This is a genomic window from Flavobacterium sp. (assembly GCF_031537875.1).
Lineage (GTDB): Bacteria > Bacteroidota > Bacteroidia > Flavobacteriales > Flavobacteriaceae > Flavobacterium.
In genome coordinates this window covers 43,169-62,210 of the sequence record NZ_JAVKNB010000005.1, presented here as the reverse complement: position 1 = coordinate 62,210, position 19,042 = coordinate 43,169, and the positions used below count along the sequence as shown (strand labels likewise).

Here is a 19,042-nt window from a genome sequence, read left to right as displayed (position 1 = left end):
TTAAATATCTCTTTCTTTTTTTATTTCTAATAATGCCTTTTTAGCTTCAGGAGTTAAATCATAAGTTAATCTTTTTTCTAATTCATTGTTAGATAAATTTTTAAATTCTTTTTTAATTTTTTCAAACTTTAATTGACTTTCATTTATTTTTTCTTCTTCAGTATTAGAATTGAAACTCAGAATTATATCTAGAATTCTACTTTTATTATTGTAAATAAATACAATTAAAAAGAACAAAGGAATTAGTTCAAATTTGATGTAACCAATACTAAAAACTATTGAAAAAGGGACAAAAGAAATGAGATTCAATATGCCTAAAAATAGAATTAGACCCAAAGCATAATTTAAATATTTGCTTGAAATAAAGTATAAAATATAGCACAAAACAATAAAAGATAACCCCGTATATAATTTGTAATTAAAAACTAATTTTTCACAATAACCCATTATTAAAAAAACAATAGATGTTATTGATAGTGTTATTAACAGGTATAAATTTCTTTTCATATAGTTACTTTTTGATACTGCGAATAATTCCGCCTAGCAATCCATTAAAATTAAATTCAGGATCTTCTTTGAGTCCCATTCGAACGACAACCAATTCGTGACTTGGGAAAATGGCCACCATTTGCCCTTGAATACCACTGGCGAAATACAAATCCTTTGGTGCATCAGGAAAACGGCCACCAGCATTGAGCCAGAATTGTCCTCCGTATTGCCCGTTTGAAGTGTTGGTAGGCGTTGCCACATATTTTGCCCAACTTGGTTTGAAAAGTTGCTCTCCGTTCCAATTGCCTTGGTGTAAATACAACAACCCAAACTTTGCCCAATCGCGTGTGGTTGCCCATCCGTAAGACGATCCTACGTAATTGCCTGCCATATCGGTTTCTACTAACATCGAGTGCATCCCGATTTTATCAATCAATGCCGAATACCAAAAATCGAGATATTCTTGATGCGTTTTGAATTGTTTTCTCAAGATACCCGAAAGTAAATTAGTAGTTCCAGACGAATAATACCAATGGGTATTGGGTTGAAAAGCTAGCGGTTTTTCGAGTTGTGAACGGGTCATATCTTCCGCTTGAAAAAGCATTTTAGTTACATCTGAAATCGCCCCATAATTCTCTTCCCATTCTAAACCTGAATTCATGTGCAATAAATCATTAGTCGTAATTTTTTTGCGCTCATCATTGGCCCATTCCGGAATAGGAGATGGGAGATAAATGTTGTATTTTCCTTGTTTTTCTAGAATTCCAAATAAAGTTGCCGTAATACTTTTGGTCATGGACCAACCTAGTATTTTACTGTTTTTTGTAAATCCTGTATCGTATTTCTCTGCAATGATTTTGTCTTTATAAATCACAATTACAGAACGGGTGCGTTTGTTTTTTTGCCCTTTTTTGTCAAAAGCGTTGTCCACTGTTCGGTTCAATTGATCGTAATCAATGTTTGAAAAAACCGTGTCTTTTTGTTCTGCATCGCCATACGGATAGATTAAGTTAGCGTTTGATGAAGTTCTTTTAGGAACTAAATAGGGTTTAGTACTATCAAAATTATCGTTGATTAAAGTAACACCTAGTCCTTCTCGATAAATGGCTTTGCGCTCTTTTAAACCGTTGACCGAAGCGGTGGCAAATTGACCTGCTTCGTCGATTGTATTTTGTGCTAAATCGATGAGGTTGATGTCGTTGTCGCCTTTTTCGATGAGTTCTTGCGAACGATGATCAATAAAATGTCCCGAAGCGATGCTTTTGGCAGAGAAACCCGAGATTAAATCAAGTTTTGGATAGGTGGTAAATCCAAAATACAACAGCCCAATAACAGCTGTAATACCAATCAATTGGAGTAATTTTTTCATTTGGAGTGATTTGAAATTGATGCAATGTAAAGAAAAATTGGGAACTATTTTCAACTGAAAAAACAGGGATGTATTCTAGCCCCGATGGGAGCGGCATCCTTTTTAGGCTTTTAGCCAAAAAGATAGAGCGTACAGCGGGACAAAACGCCTTTGAAACACAAAATAAATGCTCCTAAAAACAAGCAAAATTATTTTGAAAAATCCACTGCAATTTTACTACTTTTGTATTTAGAAAAATTCTAAATAAATGTTTGATATTCAAAAAATAAGAGCCGATTTTCCGATACTTTCTCGACAAGTGAATGGAAAACCTTTGGTGTATTTTGACAACGGAGCGACTTCGCAAAAACCCCAAGTGGTGATTGATGCGATTGCGACTTATTATCAGGAAATCAATGCGAATATTCATCGCGGGGTGCATACGTTAAGTCAGTTAGCCACCGATGCCTACGAAGTGTCTCGAGCTAAAATCCAAAACCATATCAACGCAAAGTTTCCTCACGAAGTACTTTTTACTTCGGGTACTACACATGGTGTAAATTTGGTAGCCAATGGATTTGTATCGCTTTTGAAGGCGGGTGATGAGGTGCTGGTTTCGGCTTTGGAACACCACAGTAATATTGTGCCTTGGCAAATGTTGTGCGAAAAAACAGGTGCTGTTTTGAAAGTCATTCCGATGAATGAAAAGGGCGAATTGGTTATGGCAGAATTTGACCAATTGCTTTCGAATAAAACGAAAATCGTAACGGTGAATCATATTTCGAATGCGTTGGGAACCATCAACCCCATTAAATATATCATTGACCGCGCGCATCAATTTGGCGCCGCTGTTTTTATTGATGGCGCGCAAGCAGTTCCGCATTTAAAACCGAATGTACAGGAATTAGATTGTGATTTTTATGCTTTTTCTGGACACAAAATGTGTGGGCCAACAGGAACTGGAATTTTGTACGGAAAAGAAGTGTGGTTAAATCAATTACCGCCTTATCAAGGAGGAGGCGAGATGATTAAAGAAGTTACTTTTGAGAAAACCACCTATGCTGATTTGCCACATAAATTTGAAGCCGGAACGCCTAACATTGCAGGCGGAATTGTATTAGGAACGGCAGTTGATTATATGAATTCAATTGGTTTTGAGAACATTCAAGAACAAGAACTAGAATTGTTAGCCTATGCTACAGAACAATTATCGAAAATAGAAGGTCTAAAAATTTACGGAACTGCCGAAGCAAAAACCTCGGTGATTTCATTTAATATTGACGGGATTCATCCGTATGATATTGGAACTATTGTGGATAAATTAGGCATTGCAGTTCGTACGGGACACCACTGCGCCCAACCAATTATGAATTTCTTTGAAATTCCGGGAACGATTCGTGCTTCGTTTGCTTTTTACAATACCAAAGAAGAAATTGACGTTATGGTGGAGGCGGTGAAGAAAGCTAAAATGATGCTGTCTTAAAACTGACTTAGAAATGAAAAAAGGGATTGTTTTGTTGTTGAGTATTTTGGTTTTTGCAGGATGTTCTGGGCAAAAAAAAGCAACAGACAGCACAATAAAAGTCGAATACAAAGCCTATTCGAGAGGTTTTTATCAAGTGGTTACAATAGAAAATCAAATGGTTTTTATAACCAAAACCAGAGATGAAAAACCAGTTGCCTTTAAAATACCAATTGCGGATTGGAAAAGTTTAAATATGGCCATTCAGGAGTTGGATTTAGAATTACTTTCCCAATTGAAAGCGCCAACGGAAAAACGATTGTTTGACGGAGCAGCGATTGCTAATTTGAAAATAACAAAACAAGGAAAAACATACGAATCCCAAAGTTTTGATCATGGGTATCCCCCCGCAGAAACAGAAAAAATAGTGAATAAAATACTTTCTTTTGTAAAGTAAAAAGTAAAATTTGAGTATGACAATTAAGGAAATACAAGATGAAATTGTAGAGGAGTTCTCTCTATTTGACGATTGGATGCAACGGTACGAATACATCATTGAATTGGGTAAAAACTTACCCTTAATCAAAGAAGAGTTCAAAACGGAAGAGAACATCATCAAAGGTTGTCAATCCAAGGTATGGTTGCAAGGCGAACAAAAAGGAGATACAGTCGTTTTTACAGCAGATAGCGATGCAATATTAACTAAAGGAATTATTGCTATTTTAATTCGGGTTTTTTCCAATCAAAAACCAGCGGATATCTTGGAAGCCGATATGGATTTTATAGATCAGATTGGATTAAAAGAACATTTGTCGCCAACTCGTGCTAATGGACTCGTTTCAATGATTAAAAACATAAAAATGTATGCTTTGGCATTTAATTCAAAAAAATAAAATAGTATGACACAAGAAATAGACACTAATGAATTAGGAGAAGCGATTGTAAAAAAATTAAAAACGATTTACGATCCTGAGATTCCGGTTGACATCTATGAATTAGGATTGATTTATGACGTAATGGTGAATACCGATTACGAAGTAAAAATCTTAATGACATTAACCTCCCCTAACTGTCCCGTTGCAGAGAGTTTACCAAGAGAAGTGGAAGAAAAAGTAAAGTCAATTGAAAACGTTAAATCGGCCGATGTAGAGATTACGTTTGACCCGCCGTGGAGCAAAGATTTGATGAGTGAAGAAGCCAAATTAGAGTTGGGAATGCTGTAAAATGGAAGACGAAATTATTAATAAAGTAGCACAAAGTTCCTTGATGGTTTTCGATTTAGAAGATTACTATCCAGACGAGCATGTGGTTGATTTAGACGTTTCGCAGTGGTTAGCGGAAGGATTTATTTTGAGAGAAGCCGACTTTAGATCACAATTAAAAAATTACGACTGGTCTAATTTTCAAGATAAATACGTGGCTATGTATTGTTCCACCGATGCGATTTTACCTGCCTGGACATTTGCTTTAGTGGCGGTTCATTTAGCGCCATTTGCTTTAAAAACCATTCATGGCAATAAGGAATTAGCCATAATTGAATGGTATCAAGACATTTTAAACAAACTCGATTACACCGATTATTTTGAAAACCCAGTTATTTTGAAAGGATGTTCCAAAAAAGCAGTTCCTAATCAAGTGTATACCTTGGCAATTCAAAAATTAATTAAAGTTTCGAAAAGCGTTATGTTTGGCGAAGCGTGTTCAGCAGTTCCTTTATACAAATCAGCGAAAAAGGAATAACAATACCCTTTTATTTTTGTATCTTACTGATTCCAAATACCCATTTATGAAAAAGAAAATCTTTTCAGTACTAGTATTTTGTTTTTTTGTTGCCGTTCAGGCGCAAGAAATCACCAATGATACTCTCGAACATTGGACCCAAAAAGGCACCATTTCTTTACTGTTCAATCAGTCGTCTTTTAATAAAGAATGGCAGGCCGGAGGTAGTTCTAATTATGCAGGAAATTTTGCTTTGAATTATGATATTAATTATAAAAAAGGCAAGGTAGTTTGGGACAATAAATTCATCGTAGCGTATGGTCTAACGAAGATCAAAGATGCGCCTAGAATCTCTAAAACAGATGACCGATTAGAGTTGAATTCGCTTTGGGGTAAAAAAGCGGATAGCGACTGGTATTACTCTGCCTTTTTTAATTTTAAAACTCAAATAGATGCGGGTTATAATGCAGATGGGATTCGTTTGTCTCATTTCTTTTCGCCTGCGTATTTTCAACTTGGACCTGGAATGTTGTGGAAAAAAAGCAACAATTTTAGTGTCAATTTAGCACCGGCAACAATGAAGTTAATTGTTGTAGATCCCTATTTTACTGCTACAACTTCCTCTTTCGGGGTCTTGCAAGGCAATCAATCGCGACTAGAGTTTGGAGCGAGTATTTCGGGCTATTATAAATTCAATTTGATAACTAATGTGTCTATTGAAAACCGCATTAATTTATATTCCAATTATTTGGATCACCCCAAAAATGTTGACGTTGATTATCAAATGAGCGTGTATATGAAAATCAATCAATTCCTTTCGGCAAATATTGCATTACAAACCATTTATGATGATAATTCCATTCAGGCATTACAAACGAGAGAAGTCTTTGGTCTAGGAATTAATTACGGATTTTAATTTTAATAAAAAACCCTCTTGATTCAAGAGGGTTTTGTTTTTATTCTTCTTTTTCGATAGCGTCTTTATAATCAGGATACAAGAATTTATTGTACGGAAAACGGGTAATGTGTATTTGTCGTACCGCTTCGTACACGCGCTCTCTAAATTCTTCGAAGTTCTCTTTTTGGGTAGCCGAAATAAACAAGGCGTTTTGTTCTCCCACACGATTCATCCAAGTCGATTTCCACTCGTTAAGTGTGTAATGGCGCGTGGTTCTTTCGGTCATTAAATCATCTTCGTCAATGGTCAAATGTTGATAGGAATCAATTTTATTGAATACCATAATCACAGGTTTATCATTGGCTTTGATGTCTTGTAAAATTTGGTTTACCGCCACAATATGATCTTCAAAATCAGGATGAGAAATATCCACCACGTGCAACAATAAATCGGCTTCACGAACCTCATCAAGGGTACTCTTGAACGAATCCACTAATTGCGTAGGCAATTTTCTGATGAACCCTACGGTATCCGAAAGTAAAAATGGCAAGTTTTTGATGACTACTTTACGAACGGTAGTATCTAAAGTGGCAAATAATTTATTTTCCACAAAAACTTCGCTTTTACCCACGGTATTCATCAAAGTTGATTTTCCTACATTGGTATAACCCACTAAAGCCACACGAACCATTGCGCCACGGTTGCTGCGCTGAACACCCATTTGTTTGTCAATCGTTCTGATTTTGTCTTTCAAAAGGGAAATACGATCACGAACAATACGACGGTCAGTTTCAATCTCGGTTTCTCCTGGACCACGCATTCCAATACCTCCTTTTTGACGTTCCAAGTGCGTCCAAAGGCCAGACAAACGAGGTAATAAATAAATACATTGTGCCAATTCTACTTGAGTTCTGGCGTATGAAGTTTCGGCTCTTTGAGCAAAAATATCTAAGATTAAATTGGTGCGGTCTAGAATTTTACAATCAATAATTCTAGAGATATTTTTTTGTTGCGAGGGTGTTAATTCGTCGTCAAAAATTACGGTTGAAATTTCATTTTCTTTGACATACAGATTGATTTCGTCTATTTTTCCTGTCCCTAAAAAAGTTTTAGGATTTGGCTTGTCCATTTTTTGCCAAAAGCGTTTCACCACCTGTCCTCCAGCGGTAAAAGTCAAAAACTCCAATTCGTCCAAATATTCCGTTAGTTTTTCCTCGGATTGATTCTGAGTAACAATACCTACGATGGCGGTTTTTTCGAAATTTAATACTTCTTTTTCTAGCATAACATTGAATAAGCTACAAATTTAATCATTTGCTTTTACTTATTCCGATAAATCTGAATTGCTATGATTTTCAAACGAAACAAATATTTGAGATACTTAGGCGCTTAGCTATTGTATTTTGGATCATAATCAACCATCCATTCAATGCCGTATTTGTCTCTAAACATCCCGAAATAAGACCCCCAAGGACTATCTCCTATAGGCATTTCAACAGTTCCATCTTTTGAAAGGCCGTTGAAAAGTTGGTCCGCTTCTTCTTTGCTTTCGGCACTAATTGCAATTTTGCTTCTATTCTCGTTTTCATTGGTCTTTCCCAATATTTCAGGAACATCATTTCCCATTAAAACAGAGCTGCCAATGGGTAATGCAATGTGCATAATTTTGTTGGCTTCGTGTTCGGCAACAGGAAATTCAGGACTTGATAAGGCCGAGAAACGCATGACCATGGCGAATTCTCCTCCAAAAACGGATTTGTAAAAAGTAAAGGCTTCTTCGGCATTGCCATTGAAGTTGATATGAGGATTTATTTTTGCCATGTTTTATTGATTTGTGGTTTGACATTAATAGAATCGATAAAGCTACACTTAACTATTTCAAATTCTATGTTTAATTTTTTAATCATCATTAACTATTTCATATTCTATGTTTAATTTTTTTCTCATCCAGTCCTCATCTGTTACTTTGTTATAATCCGTTTTCCCATATTTGAGATAAATAGTTGTTTTAACGTCTCCATTTACAATAAATCTTTTTTTGAAGGGCTTACATTTCATCCCATAAATCTTCATAACAATTTTATTATCTACAATGTCATTTACATTAAGAGTAAACCTTTCCAAACCGTCAAAATCGGTACAACATTTTGCTAATATTCTTTTATTTCCCGAAAAAACCTCAGTAAAAGCACCAATTAAAGTATCCTTGGTGTTTTTTTCAACTGCTAAATAACGGAAATGAATATCTTTTTTTTCGCCATTGTTTTGGGCAACTACATTTAAACTAATAATTAAAAAGGCTATTAATTTTTTCATTTGTTTTATGTTTAATTGTGGTATTTCAAAAATATAAAAATGACGCTGTATTTCATTACTTCTCCCCATAAATCTGAACATCGTCAATTTGAAAAGCGCCGTCCAAGGTGAGTGTTTTCCCTGAACCCGTGTATCTAAAGGCAACATTGACCTTTCCTTTGTAGGAAGACAAATCAATGCCGCCCGAACCCACAAATTGATACCAAGGTGTGGCTTGAGTGGGTAAATTTGCCTTTAATGGAATCCAAGTTGCTGACGAAATGTTCACACCATCAAAATTATTCGAAATAAAGACGTCTAAAGCATTCAAAGACGAATCGATCTCTAAATGATGCTGCGCTGCGCGAAAAGTTAAAATTTCGCATGTATGGGTGTCTAAATCGATTTTAGGAGAGATTAACCAACCCACATTCGAAGCAACTTTGGTACCGCTAATAGCATATTCGGCACAACCATTTCCAGAATAAACCGAGCCTTTCCAATATAAACTCCCTTTTTGAACGATATTCGACCAACCGGCTAAGTTAATGTTGGTATTGGCAACGATAGTTTCAAAATTCTCTGCAAAAAAGGGTGCATTACGTTTGCCGGCAAGGGAAACGTCCTTTTCAGAACGCGCCACTAATTGATAATCGGTGCCGAATTTGGTTAAAACACCTTTCACTTTTCCACTGCCGGAAGGCACAATTCCTGAAGCAAAATCAGCATAACTGCTGGTTCTAAAAAACAGTTTGTTTCCCAATTTGTCTTCCAAATTCCAATTGGTGCCACTACCAACATCGTTACTGCTTTCGTAGAAATGCCTCCCAATCGCTTCTGCCGAAAACTGGACGTCAGACAATTCAACCAATGTATTAAGATATTTGTCGTTCAGCACATCACTAAGCGCAATCGACTTGGTTAAAACCGCTTCGCTCACCGTAGTGCAAGAAGCATTAAGTACCTTTTTATAGTCGTTTTGCGAAAGCCGTCCTACACCTCCTTCGTTAAACGAATTGACAAAAATGTTTCCAATGCGTAAACCGCCATAAAAAATATCAGTGTATTGATCCTTGAGTTTTAAGTAGACTTTGTTGCCCAATCGATAATCGATGTAGGTGTTGCTCACGTCAACGGGAACACTGAAACCAATAGCGGGTTGTGTGGCTGTTGCCAAAGTTTGAAACGAAATGCTTTTGAAAAAGTTGCCATGTTCATCAGACGAAACCACATAGGCTTCGATAATATCGTCAAATTTATACTGAGCCACAATCGCATCGGCAGAGGCACGCACGTCCTTCACCGTTCGATTTACAGTCCAATTGGGTTGGGTGCATTCTAGCGAAGGGATAGCGACTTCGTCTTTGACACAATTTGTAGTTGATAAAGCAATTACAAAACAAAACACACGAATTAAAATTTGGAATTTCATAGTAATTTGGGATTTATAAGTTAATAGAAAGGCTCACAAAATAGGTTCTTCCGTAGCCGTAGAAATATTTGTTGCCAAAGTTGGGTGTGCCGCTTGAAACATCTTGATTCCGTTGCCTAAAGTTGGCATTTCGTGCTTGTTCATAACCACCCGTTTTGAAGGAGGTATCCAACAAATTGCTGATGCTACAAAATAAATTTAGGTTCTTTTTGAAAATGCGCCATGATTTTCCACCAACCAGATTCAATAACAAAAAGGGTGCTAATTCTTCCTGCTTAAGGAGTTCTCGGCCTCGTTCTGCGGTGGCTTCTGGAAAAGGGAAACCGCTGGCCGGGTTGATAAAAAAGATGGAAGTTCGAGCAATAGGGGAGATGTCGATATAGTTTTTTGCCAAATAATTCAGATTAGTACTTATCCACCAATATTTTGGATTTCGATATTCCAATCCAAAAGAATACGCTTGTTGAGGTGTTCCTGCTTGTTTGTAATTTTTTAGTAAAGCGGAACCAAAATTAAAAACCGGATTCGTGTTTTCAACAGAAGCTTTGGCGTCATTGGTAATGGTTACGTTGGGGTTGCTTGAATAGGTATATTCGCCAAAACCCGCTGCTAAAGTGGTTTTCAAGGTGGGGTCGATTTGGTATTCGAAACTCCATTCGGTTCCCCAATTCTTTTTGTCTAAATGAGTTAAAGTTTGGCTCACAAAGGCATTGGTACTGCTGTTGCCTGCACCGTTGTCAAAAATTCCTTCAGCATAGAAAAATGAAGTTTCAGTCGTGTTTTTAATTTGGCTGAAATAGCTTGTGAATCGTATTTTTAGTTTGGGCGAACGATAGACATAACTCGCATCTAAACTGCTGTTGTTCTCGATTTCAATTCCGTCCACAACGGAATTATTGAGACGTGAATTTGGAAAAACGGCTTTCAAATTAGGTGCTTTGGATGCGTGAGAACCATTGAAAAGCAGCAATTGCTTACCCGACAATTTCCAAGTCAGTCCCCCTTTGAAACCAAAATTTTCAAAATGGAGAATTGGGCTTTCGCCAAAAGAAATGGTTGGGTAAACCCCGTTTTTGTATACTCCTTCGCGTTGGTAAGTGGAACTTGAAAATTCTTGCGCCAAGTAAAAATCTACTTTTTTGTACCGAAATTGGAATTGGGTAAACCCTTCCAGTCGTGTCGCCATTAAATTATAATTGTACCCATACGCATCGCCCACTTTTACTTGCCGGTTCGGGTTATTCAAATCGGATTGTGCTTGATCGCCTTTGTAAAACACATCAATATCTTGAAAATACAATCCACCGAGTAAATCCAAGACATTCTGATAATTATGGGAATGTAATCTATTAAAAGAAGCCCCTGCATTGAAACGAATATTTTCAGCAATTTCGGCATTTAAAAGCGCATTGAAAGCCAAAGTCTTGTCATCCGTTCGGTCTTCGTAAAGTAGGTATTTACTCTGTGCCGGTTCAAAACCTATAATTTTACCATTGGCATCCAGGATTGGGTTTTGATTGGCTTGATACATTGCCGCCCAATCGATTTGTCGTTGTCCCAAAAATAGGGTTTTACTGTGTTCGGCATTCACCAAATCAGGCGTAAAAGCACCCGAAAACTCCCCTTCATCTTTGGCGTATAGCGAACTAAAGTAACTGGGCATTTTTCTGTAATAAGAGGGGTCGGGGCTGTTGGCGTGTTGGTAGTCAATGTTACTATTGCTAATTTTTCCAAATTGATATAAAGCGCCCAAGTTGAGCTTGGTTTTTGCATTGATTTGAAAATAATCGTTCAGCATTAGCGTGGGTTCTTCAATGGTTTTGACTCTAGAATTGCGTTGTTGTCCTTTCTGAAAACCCCAATACGAATTGTATTTTGTAGAGGTTAATGCGGTTACTTCATCGGTATTGGGAGAGTTTTTACCACGAGAGTTTGGGGTGTAAAATGCTGTGAAGTTGAGTGAATTCCGATTAGTAAGTTTCTTTTCGATACTGGTAAAAATGGAATTGGCATCATAGGTTGTGCCTTCAAAATACCCTTCGTTAGCATAGCGTTTTCCAGCTGAAACTACAAAAGCCCATCCTTTCTCATTCATTCCCGAAGCATAAGTGACCATCATCCGACCTCGATAATTGGCATTGGTTCCCGAGAAGGAAATCCGAGTTCCTTTTCGATAGGCTGAAGCTTGAGTGTTGATTTCTTGCACTCCTAAAATTCCACCAAAAGCATAGTCGGAAGGGCTGGTGCCAATCGAGTTTTCTTGATTGCGCAATACATCGTTGATGCCTCCCCAATCACCCCATTGCGGTCTGCCATCGTATACTTTGTTCAGGCTTATTCCATTAAACATCAGCTTAGCATATTGGTTGTCCAATCCCCGTATTCTAAACCGAGCTTGTCCCCAATTGAAAGCTGCCGCTTGTTGAAAAGCATCTTTGGACGCTTGTAATAAGCCGGAAGTATTTTCGGAACCGCTGTTTTCTTCTCCTAAATCAGAGTCTAAAATCGAGATTGCGTCTGAACGCTCGTTAGTTTCATCGTCTACTTCCAGTGGAATTGTGCCTAAGTCAAGGGTCTTTTCTTTAGCAATATGAACGGAAATCAGCTTGTCTTTGTAGTCTTGACTGTGAAATAGCAACAGTTGATCGCCTTGAAGTGTTGTTTTAAAAAGGAATTTTCCATCAGCCGAACTGAGCTGCATTTCGTTGGTGTTTTGAATACTAACAACAACTGACACTAATGGTTTTTGCGATTTGGAATCGATGATTTTTCCCAAAATGACAGTTTCTTTTTGGGCAAATAGCAAGGAAATTTGAAATAGAAATAGCAGACTTGGGTAGCGGGCTTTCATATTAATTTGGGATAAAATAAAAATAACTCTACAAAACTTCAGGGGGTCTAAGGTTTTGAAAAGGAAATACTAAAAGGGTTGTTTTTGGAAAAGAATTGGCAGTGTGGTATCGAGTCCCAATTCTAAAGTTAAAAGTAGTAATTTTTATTATTGATTGATTCTTTGCACGTGTTTTTTTCTTTTTTACCGCAAAGGCACTAAGGCGCAAAGTTTTCGAACCATTAAGAAATATAAGATTTCTTGAATTTCTTGAATCTGTATTCCAAAGCTTGGCACGGGATTAATTTTTAAACATATAAGATATATAAGAAGGTGTCCTTTGTGTATTCTTTGTGCCCTTTGCGGTTAAATTTTTTGCCACGGATTACACGGATTTTCAAAACCAATAAGACATTAAGGGAGTATAAGATTTCTTGAATTTCTCAAATTTCCCCAATCTATGTTTCCTCTCGTACTTAGAAATTATTCTGCTGTTTTGATTTTTGACACCATAAACGAGATGAATACTCCAAAAATTCCAATAAAAGCAAAAGAAAATTGTAAGCCAAAAGCTTCAGCGATGTAGCCAATAATAGGTGGCCCCATCAAGAAACCTAAGAAACTAACGCTTGAAACTGCAGTTAAGGCTTCGCCTGTTGGAATTTCAGGATGCTTACCTGCAATGCTGTATAAAGTAGGGATGATAGTCGAAACCCCCAACCCAACAAACATAAATGCAATTGTACACGGAACTAAATACGGAAAAAAGACTGCTGTGAAAAGACCACTAGAAATAACTACTCCGCTGATTTGCATGACTTTTTTTCTTCCGAATTTTTGAATAAAACGATCGCCTAAAAATCGCCCACTTGCCATCATAATCATAAACGAAGTGTAGCCTAAAATCACCAAAGGTCCAGGCGCTTTTACCACATCTTTGAAATACACTCCGCTCCAATCAAACATAACTCCTTCGCTTGCCATACAACAAAAGCCAATGATACCTAGCCACAACAACATTTTGTCTGGTTTTCTGAATCCTTTTTCTTTTTTGGGCTGCGGTTTTTCCACGGCTTTGATAAGGTATTTGATGTTGAATGAAATCAGAGACAAAACGATAACACCAACAATCGCGAAGTGCTGTAATGGGCTTAGATGTAAAGCCAACATTCCCAATCCTACAAAAGCTCCTGTAAAACCTGCCAAACTCCACATGCCGTGGAAAGAGGACATGATGGTTCTTTTGAATAGTCCTTCGGTATAAACGCCTTGTGTATTTACAGAAATGTTGGATAGATTTCCAAAAACCCCAAAAAAGAACAATCCTAAAGCTAGCATCCAAGGATTGGAAGCCAAACCCAGGTTGGTTAAACTAATGGCGTACATAATTATGGCAAAAAGAAGGGTGCGGTGACTTCCAAAACGAGTGACTAGTTTACCCGAAAAAGGCATCATTATCAACTGACCTACAGGAACTGCAAACAATATAGAACCTAAAGTGGCTTCGCTGAGTTGCAAGGTGGTTTTGATGTCTGGAATACGACTTGCCCAAGAGGCAAAACACAATCCCATCCCAAAATAGAATGACCCCACTCCTAACCGAATACGATTCAAGTAAGAAGCTTTGGCTTCACGGTAGCTTTTTTTGTATTTTCCCTTGCCTTTGAATCGGCCTAAAAAGTTTAAATCTATCAAAATGAAGTCTTTAGGTTTTTGTGTTGCAAAAATACAAAAACGGACCATTCGAAAGTGATAAATCTCTTATGGCAATGAATTACAACGTTATTGTTTATAAAAATTTTGCCACTAAGGCGCTAAGGCGCAAAGTTTTTCGAACCATTAAGGAGATAAGCTAATTAAGATTTTACCATATAAGGCATATAAGTGAATATAAGATTTTGAATTTCTCCGATTTCTCCAATCTGCGTTCTACTTCCAAAATCGTAAATCGTACCCCGTAAATCTAAACTATCGTTATTGCTTTTTGCTGCGCATTACTTTCAAGGGCAGCTTCGATAATTTGCATTACGTTAGTGCCTTCTTGTGCGGTTACAGGTTCGGGTTTGTTTTCTAGTATCGAATGGTATACACCATCAAAAAAGGCGTAATAATTACCCTGAAGTGTTGGTACTTTTTCTCGAATAATGGCGCCATTGATTTCGGTGTGTAAAAGACCTTCTTTTTCTTTAGGTTCTGTTCCCCAGCTGGTTAAATTAGGTTTTTTACCCAATTTTAATTCGTCTTCTTGAACGTCGCCACGAGGTTTTAAGAACGAACCTTTTTTGCCATGCAGTACAAAAGAAGGATTTGCTTCTCGAACAAAAAATCCGGCTTTCAAACGCACTCTTTTATCTGAATAGAATAGTAAAATATCAATGTAATCGTCCACGATGGAATGTTCGCGTGTGATACGAATATCAGCAAAAACGCTCTTTGGCATTCCAAATAAACATAAGGCTTGATCAATCAAATGCGGTCCTAAATCCTTTAGGATTCCGGCACCAGCATTCGCTGTTTCTTTGTGAGTTTTCGGACTCAAAAGAGGATTGTAACGATCAAAATGGAATTCCGCTTCCACGATTTCGCCCAGGGCATTATCTACCAGTATTTTTTGAACCGTTTTAAAGTCACTATCCCATCTTCTATTTTGGAATACGGCTAGTTTTAGTCCTTTGGCTTTTGCCAAATCGGTTAATTCTTTGGCTTCGGCAACGGTCGTGGTAAATGCTTTTTCGACCAAAGCATGTTTGCCAGCAAGCAACACTTGTTTGGCATAGTCGAAATGCGTTCCCACAGGAGTGTTTACCACAATTAGTTCAGCATCTGACTTCAAAACGGCTTCCAGACTTGGAAAACTAGTTACAGTTGGATAATCTTCTTGGATTAATTTTTTGCTTCTTTCCCAAGAGCCTAATAGTTTAAACCCAGGGTGAAGGTCTAAAAAAGGAGCGTGAAAGACTTTTCCTGACATGCCGTAAGAAAGTAAGGCGGTTTTGATTTGTTGCATGATGCCGTTTTTTTGATGCGTATGCAAAGTAAAGTTTTTTTTTCTTTGCCACTAAGATGCAAAGGCGCAAAGTTTTTGAACCGTTAAGAAATTAAGTTAATTAGGATTTCCCCAATTTCTCTAATCTACGTTCCAAATTGCACCTCGTATATCGAACCTTGCACATTAATTAACAAACTTTTAGCAGCCTACGATTTTTAAAGTATTTGTTATACAAAAGAAAACCCTATTTTTGTGCATCAAAATACGAATTAAAACTACAACATGGATATTGTTATCAAGCTAGCTCAATTTTTATTGAGTTTATCATTACTAATTATTTTGCACGAATTAGGACATTTTATACCTGCCAAATTATTCAAAACGAGGGTAGAGAAATTCTACTTGTTTTTTGATTTGAAGTATTCGCTTTTGAAAAAGAAAATTGGCGAAACCGAGTATGGAATTGGATGGTTGCCTCTAGGTGGTTATGTGAAAATTTCGGGGATGATCGACGAAAGTATGGACAAGGAACAAATGGCTTTGCCTGCGCAACCTTGGGAGTTTCGTTCTAAACCAGCTTGGCAGCGCTTGATTATTATGTTAGGTGGTGTGACGGTCAATTTTATTTTGGCTTTTGTTATTTATATTGGGATGGCATTTGCTTATGGTGATATGTTTGTAGCAACTGCGGATTTAAAAGACGGATTGTTAATTGAGAACCCTGTGATGCAGAAAGCAGGTTTTAAAACCGGAGATAAAATCCTTGCGATTGACGGAGAAAAAGTAGCCAAATTTGACAACCAAATCAATGCCAACATCGTAATGGCAAAACACGTTTTAATTGATCGTAACGGAGACACACAAACGATTACAATGCCGATTCAATTTGTAGACGAATTGTCTAAACAGGCTAAATCGCCTTTGGTTTCTCTTCGTATGCCATTTGTTGTAGGAGGAGTTGATGACGATTCAAAAAACAAGGATTTACAACCTAAAGATATTGTGTTGCGTTTGAACGAAGAACCTGCGAAATACTTTGACCAAGCAAAAGCTATCTTGGAAAAAAATAAAGGCAAGCTAATTGTAGCGGGTATTTTGAGAAATGACAAAGAAATGCAAGTGCCTGTTCAAGTGGATGCCGATGGAAAATTAGGCATACATACTGCTGCTTTGGATTTACAGTCCTTAGAAAAATTAGGCTATTACAAAGTAAGTAAACAAGAGTATGGTTTTGTAGAATCGTTCCCAGTGGGGATTCAAAAAGGAGCGGATCAATTAGTAGGTTACGGCAAGCAATTGAAAATGATTTTTAATCCAGAAACGAAGGCGTACAAACAAGTAGGAGGCTTTGCTGCTATTTTTAATATTTTCCCGAGTTCATGGAGTTGGGAAGTGTTTTGGAACATTACTGCTTTGTTATCTATTATGCTTGGGGTAATGAACTTATTGCCTATTCCAGCTTTGGACGGTGGACACGTAATCTTCTTGTTGTACGAAATCATTAGCGGTAAGAAACCGAGTGATAAATTCTTAGAGAATGCTCAAATGGTTGGTTTTGTTTTACTTATCAGTTTGTTGTTATTTGCTAACGGAAATGATATTTACAAAGCGATTGTAGGCAAGTAAAAAAAATTAAAAATTTAAGGCAAATTATTTGCGAAAAACAAATTTAGCCCTATATTTGCACCGCTTTAAAAGTGAAATGCAATTTACTTCTTAAAGTAGCTGATTAGCGCATTTGTCTGTTAATCAGAGTCCCGATAGCTATCGGGATTGGTTCAAGAAAACAAAGTTTATTTGTAATAAAAATAGAATTTATTGAAGTTTTTACTTTATGTAATTAAAATAAACTTCATTTAAAATACGGTAACCTTTAGGTTATTCCTCCTTAGCTCAGCTGGTTAGAGCATCTGACTGTTAATCAGAGGGTCCTTGGTTCGAGCCCAAGAGGGGGAGCATTGTTAGAAAAACCGGTATTATTACCGGTTTTTTTATTTTCCAAACTCTCGAACTCCTTGTCCAGATTGAACAAACCCACAATCGTCTCTTTCCACGGAGCGGTTCGAACTTCTTTTTTTTCCACGTCTAGTTTTCCGGTAAACATCGAACCAAGAATTTTTTGTTTTGTCATACCATCTACTTGATCATAATATTCACCGATATTTGGTAGTACATGAAGTCCGGTTTTTAATAGTTTTTTAAAGGGTACTTTTTCCGACTTATGATTGTTCAAATTTCTTTCATAATCCGATAATTCACCGGATAGTTTTCTAGCTAATTTAGAATAAAGGTCATCATCAAGCTTACCATCCAAAAATTTATTGTCAAGGTCATCTATCTTGATTTTAATATCAGTTATTGCTTTTTCAATTACTCTCAAATCAGAGGTGTACATTCCTTGTTTCTGTATGAAAACATCTTCTAATATTTTTTGATATAATGCTACCACTTCATCATTAACGTTTAATTTTGATAGCATTTGTTTTACTTTATTATCTAACAGCTCTATACTGAAGCGGTTTTTGCATTTATTAACGGTACAATGGTAATAACTGTGATAATTACTTCTTCCTTTTGAAGTGCTTGCAGTAAATGTTCTTTGGTGCTCTAAACAACAAAAGAAGCGCTTCAAGGGGAATTGATTTTCATTGTTTTCTTTAAAGACCATCTTTGGGGCTCTTCTATCAATAACATTTTGAACCCTATTAAATAGCTCTTCTGAGATAAGTGCCGGGTGTTTTGCATATACAATTTTTACGGGCTCATCCTTATAAGCATTAATTTGGATTCGTCCAGTATAAACAACTTTTCTACATAGATTTAAAAAACTTTGTTTTGACAGGCCTTTGTATTTAGTGCAATACTGTCTTCTTACCTCTTCTACTGAATATATCCCTGTTGCAAGCTTTTCGAATACTTCTTTAACAACAATCGATTTTTCAGGATGAGGTGCTAATGTCGATTTTTCATTGTTATCTCGCACATTTATATATCCGAAAGGAGCTTGATGCATCCAGTAGCCTTCTTTGTAACCCTGTCTAACCCCGTCTTTTGTGCGAAGAGAATTCCTTTTGGACTCCATAGTGGCCATGTGAAGGTGTATCGAGTTTATAAAATCACCTTCAACAGCTTCAATGGGAGTGAAATTTTCAATTGGAAAAATTTCAATAGACTTCTTTCTAAATTCTGCTATTTTAGGTAAGGCTAATGCGTGGTTTCTACTAAACCTATCCCACCTAACAAATGTAATTCCATCTACTTCTTTTTTGTTTTTTTTACAAAACTCTTCAATTTTCTTCCATTCCGGCCGATTGAAACCTTTGAAAGCAGTGTAGTCTTCTTTAAAAATTTTGATAACTGTGTGCCCGTTTTGTTTTGCAAATCGTATGATCGTTTCTTCTTGTGCTTGAAGACTAAATCCCAGTGCTTGGTCATCGGAACTAACCCTAGCATACCCTATAATTTTCATATTAACTGTTATTTGTTATTATTTGTCTTTTTGAACCACGATTCACCTAGGCGAGAAACTTCAATTTCTGCTAATAGGTATAGAAAGTCTCTCAACAGTTCGACTTCTGCA

The 19,042-nt window shown here is 36.9% G+C and carries 17 protein-coding genes and 1 tRNA gene; 8 read left to right on the top strand and 10 right to left on the bottom strand.

Annotation, left to right across the window (positions count from 1 at the left end):
* The gene (locus tag RMR09_RS01780) at nt 1-507 is read right to left on the bottom strand and encodes a hypothetical protein (protein WP_310594124.1); all 507 of its coding nucleotides are present in this window, start codon (nt 505-507) and stop codon (nt 1-3) included.
* Between the two features lie 4 nt (nt 508-511).
* Nucleotides 512-1,858 (bottom strand): serine hydrolase, encoded by a 1,347-nt coding sequence (locus tag RMR09_RS01775; protein ID WP_310594123.1) that lies wholly within the window; start codon nt 1,856-1,858, stop codon nt 512-514.
* Nucleotides 1,859-2,105: 247 nt separating this feature from the next.
* Here RMR09_RS01775 and RMR09_RS01770 point away from each other — a divergent pair, with 247 nt between their 5' ends.
* From RMR09_RS01770 to RMR09_RS01745, 6 genes are read left to right on the top strand one after another with little or no spacing between them, the layout of a single operon-like run.
* Nucleotides 2,106-3,320, top strand: a complete 1,215-nt coding sequence (locus tag RMR09_RS01770; RefSeq protein WP_310594122.1) for a cysteine desulfurase — start codon at nt 2,106-2,108, stop codon at nt 3,318-3,320.
* A gap of 13 nt (nt 3,321-3,333) precedes the next feature.
* Nucleotides 3,334-3,756 (top strand): hypothetical protein, encoded by a 423-nt coding sequence (locus RMR09_RS01765; protein WP_310594121.1) that lies wholly within the window; start codon nt 3,334-3,336, stop codon nt 3,754-3,756.
* 16 nt (nt 3,757-3,772) lie between these two features.
* Complete coding sequence (locus RMR09_RS01760) at nt 3,773-4,192, top strand: SufE family protein (protein WP_310594120.1); 420 nt, start codon at nt 3,773-3,775, stop codon at nt 4,190-4,192.
* A gap of 6 nt (nt 4,193-4,198) precedes the next feature.
* A complete protein-coding gene (locus RMR09_RS01755; RefSeq protein ID WP_229318030.1) occupies nt 4,199-4,522 on the top strand; it encodes an SUF system Fe-S cluster assembly protein in 324 nt (107 codons plus the stop codon).
* 1 nt (nt 4,523) lies between these two features.
* Nucleotides 4,524-5,039: a DUF2480 family protein gene (locus RMR09_RS01750; protein ID WP_310594119.1), complete on the top strand. Its 516-nt coding sequence runs from the start codon at nt 4,524-4,526 to the stop codon at nt 5,037-5,039.
* 46 nt (nt 5,040-5,085) lie between these two features.
* The gene (locus RMR09_RS01745; RefSeq protein WP_310594118.1) at nt 5,086-5,934 is read left to right on the top strand and encodes a DUF3078 domain-containing protein; all 849 of its coding nucleotides are present in this window, start codon (nt 5,086-5,088) and stop codon (nt 5,932-5,934) included.
* 40 nt (nt 5,935-5,974) lie between these two features.
* Here RMR09_RS01745 and hflX read toward each other — a convergent pair whose 3' ends face one another.
* From hflX to RMR09_RS01710, 7 genes are all read right to left on the bottom strand, one after another.
* Complete coding sequence (hflX, locus tag RMR09_RS01740; protein WP_310594117.1) at nt 5,975-7,201, bottom strand: GTPase HflX; 1,227 nt, start codon at nt 7,199-7,201, stop codon at nt 5,975-5,977.
* A gap of 104 nt (nt 7,202-7,305) precedes the next feature.
* Nucleotides 7,306-7,737, bottom strand: coding sequence for a VOC family protein (locus RMR09_RS01735; protein WP_310594116.1), 432 nt, complete (start codon nt 7,735-7,737; stop codon nt 7,306-7,308).
* A gap of 78 nt (nt 7,738-7,815) precedes the next feature.
* The gene (locus RMR09_RS01730; RefSeq protein ID WP_310594115.1) at nt 7,816-8,232 is read right to left on the bottom strand and encodes a hypothetical protein; all 417 of its coding nucleotides are present in this window, start codon (nt 8,230-8,232) and stop codon (nt 7,816-7,818) included.
* 55 nt (nt 8,233-8,287) lie between these two features.
* Nucleotides 8,288-9,643: a DUF5689 domain-containing protein gene (locus RMR09_RS01725; RefSeq protein WP_310594114.1), complete on the bottom strand. Its 1,356-nt coding sequence runs from the start codon at nt 9,641-9,643 to the stop codon at nt 8,288-8,290.
* Nucleotides 9,644-9,656: 13 nt separating this feature from the next.
* Complete coding sequence (locus tag RMR09_RS01720) at nt 9,657-12,419, bottom strand: carboxypeptidase-like regulatory domain-containing protein (protein WP_310594113.1); 2,763 nt, start codon at nt 12,417-12,419, stop codon at nt 9,657-9,659.
* A gap of 537 nt (nt 12,420-12,956) precedes the next feature.
* Nucleotides 12,957-14,171, bottom strand: coding sequence for an MFS transporter (locus RMR09_RS01715; RefSeq protein ID WP_409070949.1), 1,215 nt, complete (start codon nt 14,169-14,171; stop codon nt 12,957-12,959).
* A 265-nt stretch (nt 14,172-14,436) separates the two neighbouring features.
* Nucleotides 14,437-15,480, bottom strand: coding sequence for a Gfo/Idh/MocA family oxidoreductase (locus RMR09_RS01710; RefSeq protein ID WP_310594111.1), 1,044 nt, complete (start codon nt 15,478-15,480; stop codon nt 14,437-14,439).
* A gap of 264 nt (nt 15,481-15,744) precedes the next feature.
* Between RMR09_RS01710 and rseP the strand changes: the two genes are divergently transcribed.
* Entirely contained in the window at nt 15,745-17,088 is a 1,344-nt protein-coding gene (gene rseP / locus RMR09_RS01705) for an RIP metalloprotease RseP (RefSeq protein ID WP_310594110.1), read from the top strand.
* A 256-nt stretch (nt 17,089-17,344) separates the two neighbouring features.
* A tRNA-Asn gene (locus RMR09_RS01700) sits at nt 17,345-17,418 on the top strand.
* Here the strand turns inward: RMR09_RS01700 and RMR09_RS01695 are convergent.
* Nucleotides 17,384-18,931 carry a recombinase family protein gene (locus RMR09_RS01695; protein ID WP_310594109.1) on the bottom strand — a complete coding sequence of 516 codons (1,548 nt, stop codon included), beginning with the start codon at nt 18,929-18,931 and terminating at the stop codon, nt 17,384-17,386. The two genes, RMR09_RS01700 and RMR09_RS01695, sit on opposite strands and share 35 nt — an antisense overlap.
* Nucleotides 18,932-19,042: the final 111 nt, after the last annotated feature.